This is a genomic window from Microbispora sp. NPDC049633 (genome assembly GCF_040675265.1).
Classification (GTDB): domain Bacteria; phylum Actinomycetota; class Actinomycetes; order Streptosporangiales; family Streptosporangiaceae; genus Microbispora; species Microbispora maris.
This window is the reverse complement of the sequence record NZ_JBFAOO010000309.1, coordinates 1-5895: the sequence shown is the minus strand read 5'-3', so window position 1 is coordinate 5895 and position 5895 is coordinate 1. Positions and strand designations below refer to the sequence as shown.

Sequence of the window (5895 nt, the reverse complement as noted above, 5' to 3'; positions counted from 1 at the left end):
GGGGTGTTCAGCTCGATCGTGGCCGGCGCGTCGCCGTCGTTGACCGCCGTCACGGCGAGGTACACCGAGCTGCCGATGCAGCGCGGCGCGGCCGTCACGGTCAGCTTGACCTCCGCCGAGGGAGCCGCGGAGATCGTCAGCGAGAGCGTCTTGATCTCCTCGGTGTTCCCGGCCTTGTCGGTCGAGCGGTAGCGCAGCTGGTGCTGGCCCTCGCCCGAGACGGTCACCGGAGCGGTGTACGCCGTCCAGTCGCCGTTGTCCAGCGAGTACTCGGTCTTGGCGACCCCGCTGCCGCCGGCCTCGTCGGCCGCCTTCAGCGTGACCGTGACCGGGCCGGTGAACGAACCGCCCTCCGGCTGCGCCGGGTCGGTCGTCGCCGTCGTCACCGGAGCGGTCTTGTCCTCGCTACCCGCCTTGGTCAGCTTGAAGTAGTCGAACTTGACCGTCTTGGACGCGGTCTGGTTGGTGCCGATGGTGTAGACACCGACCTTCGACGCGTTCGCCACGGCGCTGTTCTTCACCGGGGTGACCGTGCCGTTGGTGGCCAGGTCGGTCCAGGTGGTGCCGTCGGAGGAGTAGGAGCCGGTGAAGCTGTCTCCCACCTTCTTCAGGCGCAGCCACCACACACCGGTGGTGCGGTTGGCGATCTGCGGCTGCGGGTTCTGCACGGTGCCGCCGACCTCGCTGCGCAGCTCGATCGTCCGCGCCACCGTCGACCCTGCGGCGTTGGTGGTGAGGAAGTCGAACTTCACGTAGTTGTCGTCGTCGCCGTAGACGATCAGGCCGCCCTGCTGGTACTGCTCGCTGAGAGCAGAGCCGTCGACCTTGGTCTCCAGCGTCCAGTCACCGCTCGGCGCCTTCTGCAGGATGAAGTTCTTCGGAGCGCCGTTGGGCGTCCCGTAGATGTCACCCGTGGTGGTGTCGATCTCCAGGTTGCCGCCCGTCACACGCAGCGTGGCCGGGTCGGAACGGACGATCGAGTCCCAACGGCAGTTGTCGAGCGAGGTGCCGTTGAAGTCGTCGTCCGGGTTCGGGCCGGTCGCCTTGTCGTCCGGCGTGATGTGGAACCAGTCGAAGGCCGCGTCCACCACCGGGTGGTTGGCCCCGGCCAGCGAGATCAGGCCGATCTTCGGGTTGGTGATCCCGGCGAGCGGCTTGGTCTCGGACATCGCGGTGAAGTTGCTGCCGTCCGACGAGTAGTGAGCGGTGATGTTGGTGCCGTCGCTGATGAACCGCACGTACACCGTGTCGGGGTAGGCGTCCCCGAGCTGGGCCGTGTTGCTCGCCGTCACCTCGTTGGGGTTGCCCTTGTCCTCCCGGATGAACTGGAAGACGCGGTTGGCGTGGTTGGACCCGTTGGTCGACCGCGCCTGCAGCACCATCTTGGCGTAGTTGTCGTCGTCGCCGTAGATGATCAGGCCCGCCTGCTGGTACGCGTCACGCGCGTCCATGGTCAGCTTGGCCGTGGCCGTCCAGGCACCCGAGGGAGCCGGCTGCACGACGATGTTCGGCGTGTTGTTGGTCGTCTGGTAGATGTCGGTGGTCGACGTCGGGATGATGAGCTTGCCGTCGGCGACCCTGAGGTCCTGGTTCTCCCGGACGACCGACCAGCGGTCACGGTCGAGCTGGGTGCCCAGGAAGTCGTCGGAACGACCGGAGAAGCACACCGTGGCCGGCGCGTTCACCTTGATCTCGACCTTGGCGCTGGACGACGCGCCCTTGCTGTCGGACGCGGTCACAACGGCGGTGTAGGTGCCCGGCGCGTTGTAGGTGTAGCTCGCGTTCGCCGTCGTCGGCTGCGGCGAGCCGTTCACCCCGAAGTCCCACTTGTAGGTGATCGGGTCGCCCTCGGCGTCGGTGGCCGCCGCCGTGAAGTCGACCTTCAGCGGAGCGATGCCCGTGGTCGGGTTCGCCGTCACGGTCACGACCGGACGCTCGTTCTCCGTGGCGCCCTTGCCGATGAAGTCGACCCAGTTGAAGTTGACCAGGTAGGCGTCGTTGGCCGCGCTCGCCGGCTTGCGCACGACGAAGTAGAGCGGGCCACTGGTCGTCGGAACGTTGTTCAGGTTGACCGTGACGTCCTTGAACGTGTTCCAGCCGCCGGTCGGGGCGATGTCCGCCGAGCCGATCAGCGTCCCGTTGTTCGGGTCGCCGGCACGGATCTGCACGGTGCCGCCGGCCCCGCCCGAGGAGGCACGCAGCCGGATCGCGCTGATGTTGGCCAGGTTGACCGGGTCGAACGACCACCAGTCGCCGTCCTGGACGAAGGCGATGTGCTTGGCGCCGCCCGCGCTGTCGGTGGTGTTCTCGGCCTCGACACCGGCGGCGTCCGTGCCCACACCGCCGGTCACCCGGCCGGTCTGGGTGAAGTGCTCGGCCTGCTTGCGCTTGGGCTGCAGGAGCACCTCGCCACGCCCGGTCAGCGACGGGGCGTCGCCGTTGCCCTTGTCGGCGTAGCTGGCCTCGATCGCGTAGTACAGGTTGTCGGTCTCGCCGTGGCCTGCCTGCTGGGTCTGGACGGTGCCCTCACAACCGTTGTACTGGTCGAGCGGGTGGCCGTGGCTGTCGTGACCCAGGATCGCCTGGATCTTGACCTTGTCGCAGTCGATCGTCCCGTCCTCGGGGTCGGTGACGGTGACCTTGAACTTCACCTGGTCGCCGAACTCGAAGAACGCGCCGTTCGGCGGCAGCTCCACCTTGACCGTCGGCCGGTTGTTGCCGGCGACGACGATGACGGCGGCCGTCGCGGTCTCGCCCTCTTCGTTCTTGATGGTCAGGACCGCGTTGTACTGACCCGCCTTCTCGTAGGTGAAGGTGGGGTTGGCCTCGGTGGAGTCGGTCTTGCCGTCACCGTCGAGGTCCCAGGCGTAGGTGAGCGCCTGGCCGTCCGGGTCGCGGCTGCCCTCGCCGGAGAACTTGACGGTCAGCGGGAGCGGGCCGTCGGTCTTGTCCGCCTCGGCGTGGGCGACCGGCAGGGGGTTGCCCTTGATGTAGTTGATGCGGTAGATGCCCGAGTCGGCGTTGTCGCCGCCGAAGCCGGAGCCCCACTCGATCATGTAGAGCGCGCCGTCGGGGCCGAACTTCATGTCCATCGGCTTCTTGAAGCTGAGGGACGAGAGGATCCGGTTCATCTCGACGAGCTTGGTGCCGTTCTCGTCGAGCTGGAACGACCACACCTGGTTGTTGTTCCACTCACCGAAGATGGCCTTGCCGTCCCAGTAGGCCGGCCACTTCACGTTCGACTTGAGGTCGGCGTTGTAGCGGTAGACCGGGCCACCCATCGGCGCGCCGCCGCTCAGCTCGGGGAAGGTCGTGTTGGCCTGGTAGTGGTACCAGATCGTGGCCGGGATCACCGGCGGCAGGTTGGTCAGGCCGTCGTTGTTCGGCGACTCGTTCACCGGCGCCGCGCAGTTGAACGCCTGGCCCGACTGCCTGGTGCCGAAGTCGTAGTCGATATACGGCGTGTTGTTGCCGATGCAGTACGGCCAGCCGTAGTTACCCGGCTTGGAGATGAGGTTCCACTCGACCGTGTTCTGCGGGCCACGGGTGGCGTTCGCCGAGTTGGCGTCGGGGCCGTACTCGCCGAGCATGATGTTGCCCGTCTTCGGGTCGATACCCATGCGGAACGGGTTGCGGAAGCCCATGCCGTAGATTTCCGGCTTGGTCTTCGCGGTGCCCGGGGCGAACAGGTTGCCGGCCGGGACGGTGTAGGTGCCGTCGGCCTCGGGGTGGATCCGCAGCAGCTTGCCGCTCAGGCTGTTGGTGTTGGCCGAGGAACGCTGCGCGTCCCAGGCGGCCCGGCCCGACCGCTCGTCGATCGGCGCGTAGCTGTCGGAGGCGAACGGGTTGGTGTTGTCACCCGTCGCCAGCCACAGGTCGCCGGTCTTCTGGTCCATGAGCATGCCGCCACCGTGGTGGCAGCACTCGGCCCGCTGCACCGGAACGTCGAGGATCTTCTTCTCGCTCGACAGGTCCAGCGTGTCACCGGTGACCGTGAACCGGCTCAGCCGGTCGACGTTCGCCGCGCTGGGCGAGTAGTAGAGGTAGACCCACTTGTTGGTGTCGAAGTTGCGGTCGAGGGTGATCCCGAGCAGACCGCTCTCGTTGGCCGTGAAGACGTCCAGCTTCGCGGCCGTGACCGTGCCACCGGTGGGCTTGATGACCTTGACCTCGCCGAGCCGGTCCACGTAGAACACGCGGCCGTCGTTGGCGATGCTCATCATCATCGGGTTCGACGTGTTGTCGTCGAGGGTGACCTTCTCGAAACTGCTGCTCTGCGAGGCCGAGCAGTCGGCCTTCTCGGCGCCGGCGGCGGTCTTGATGCCGCCCAGCAGCAGCTTCAGGAAGTTGGCCTCGCTGTAGTTCTCCTTCTGGTGGCCGAGGCCGGTGTACCACGAACGGCCGCCGTCGTAGTCCTGGCACCAGGTGTTCGGGTGGTCCGCCCCCATCGTGGCGCCGGTGTAGGACTTCTCGTCCATCGACGTCAGGACGTGGACCGTGCCACGCGGGTTCGTCTGGTAGTCGTACCACTCGTCGGTACGGACCCAGTTCGTCGGCAGGCCCTTGGTCGACGGGTGCGCAGGGTCCTCGACCTTGACGGTCGCCTGCTGGATCGCCGGGTGCTGCTTGAAGTACGCACCGACGAGCTTGCCGTACCAGGCCCAGTTGTATCCGCTGTCGGCGGCGGCGTGGACGCCCACGTAGCCGCCGCCCTTCTGGATGTAACGCTGGAACGCGTCCTTCTGAGCCTGGGTGCTCACCGGGTCGCCGGTCGTGGACATGAAGACCACGGCCTGGTACTTCGCCAGGTTCTCGTCGGTGAACGCGGCGCTGTCCTCGGTCGTGTCGACCGCGAAGTTGTTCTCCTGACCGAGCTTCTGCACGGCCGCGATGCCCTCGGGGATCGAGTCGTGCCGGAAGCCGGTGGTCTTCGAGAAGACCAGAACCTTGAAGTCGGGCTCCGCGGCCGCGGTGGCGGCCTCGGCGCTCACCGGCGCCGACAGGAGCGTGATGGCGGGAGCAGCGATGGCGAGTGCCATCGCCGCCGCGGACAGACGTCTGGGACGCCGTCCGCTTGGCTGGGCCGCGTTGTGCGGCCAGGCCCACGTTCGAGAACGTGGTGTCATGGAAAACCCTTCCTGACCGGGGGGACGTCAGGCAAGGCGCGCGCCGCCGCGCTTGTTGCCACTTGGTCGAAGCGGATATTTCGGTTGCTGGAGGGTGCCGTCTCCAGGTCTGTGGGGGCCGTCAGCGTCAGTAGGCTGCCGGCCTGGGTAATGAATCCATGATCGTGGTCGGGTCGTCGATGATCTGGTTCACCACCATGCTCGCGGCGCCGCGGGACGCGGCGCCGAAGCCGAGTGTCGAGGCGACGAACCGGCACTGAGTGGCCGGTGCGGCCATCACGAGCCGTTGCAGCTGGTCCTGCGCGTGCGGCAGCAGCCACTCGGCCAGTGAGGCGAAATAGCCTCCGATGACGATCACGCGGGGGTTGAACAGGTTGGCCACGATCGAGCCGCCGAGCCCGAGCCACTGACCGACCTGCGCCACCGCCTGCATCATCCGCCGGTCGCCCGAGGACAGGCCCCGGGCGATGTCGGCCACTCGTTCACCGGGGTCCGGAACCGGCATGCCGGGCAGGCCGTACGCCTGCTCGGGCATGGCGGCGCGGACGAGCGCGGCCAGTCCGACCTTGGTCTCCCAGCAGCCGATGCGGCCGCAGCCGCACTGGTCGCCGTTCGGGTCGACCCGCAGATGCCCGACCTCGCCGGAGAAGCCGTCCGCTCCGCGCAGCAGCTTGCCGCCGGAGATGATGCCGCCGCCGACGCCCACCTCGCCGGTGAGGTAGACCAGGTCGGGCGTGCCCGCCGCGACCCCCGAGGTGAACTCGGCCAG

General features: G+C 67.6%; 2 protein-coding genes. Both read right to left on the bottom strand.

The features are described from left to right. A partial coding sequence (locus tag AB0J39_RS37680; RefSeq protein WP_363473717.1) for a ThuA domain-containing protein occupies positions 1–5039 on the bottom strand: 5039 nt, incomplete at its 3' end. A 214-nt stretch (positions 5040–5253) separates the two neighbouring features. Then, positions 5254–5895: ROK family protein (locus tag AB0J39_RS37675; protein ID WP_363473715.1), on the bottom strand; the 642-nt coding region annotated here is incomplete at its 5' end.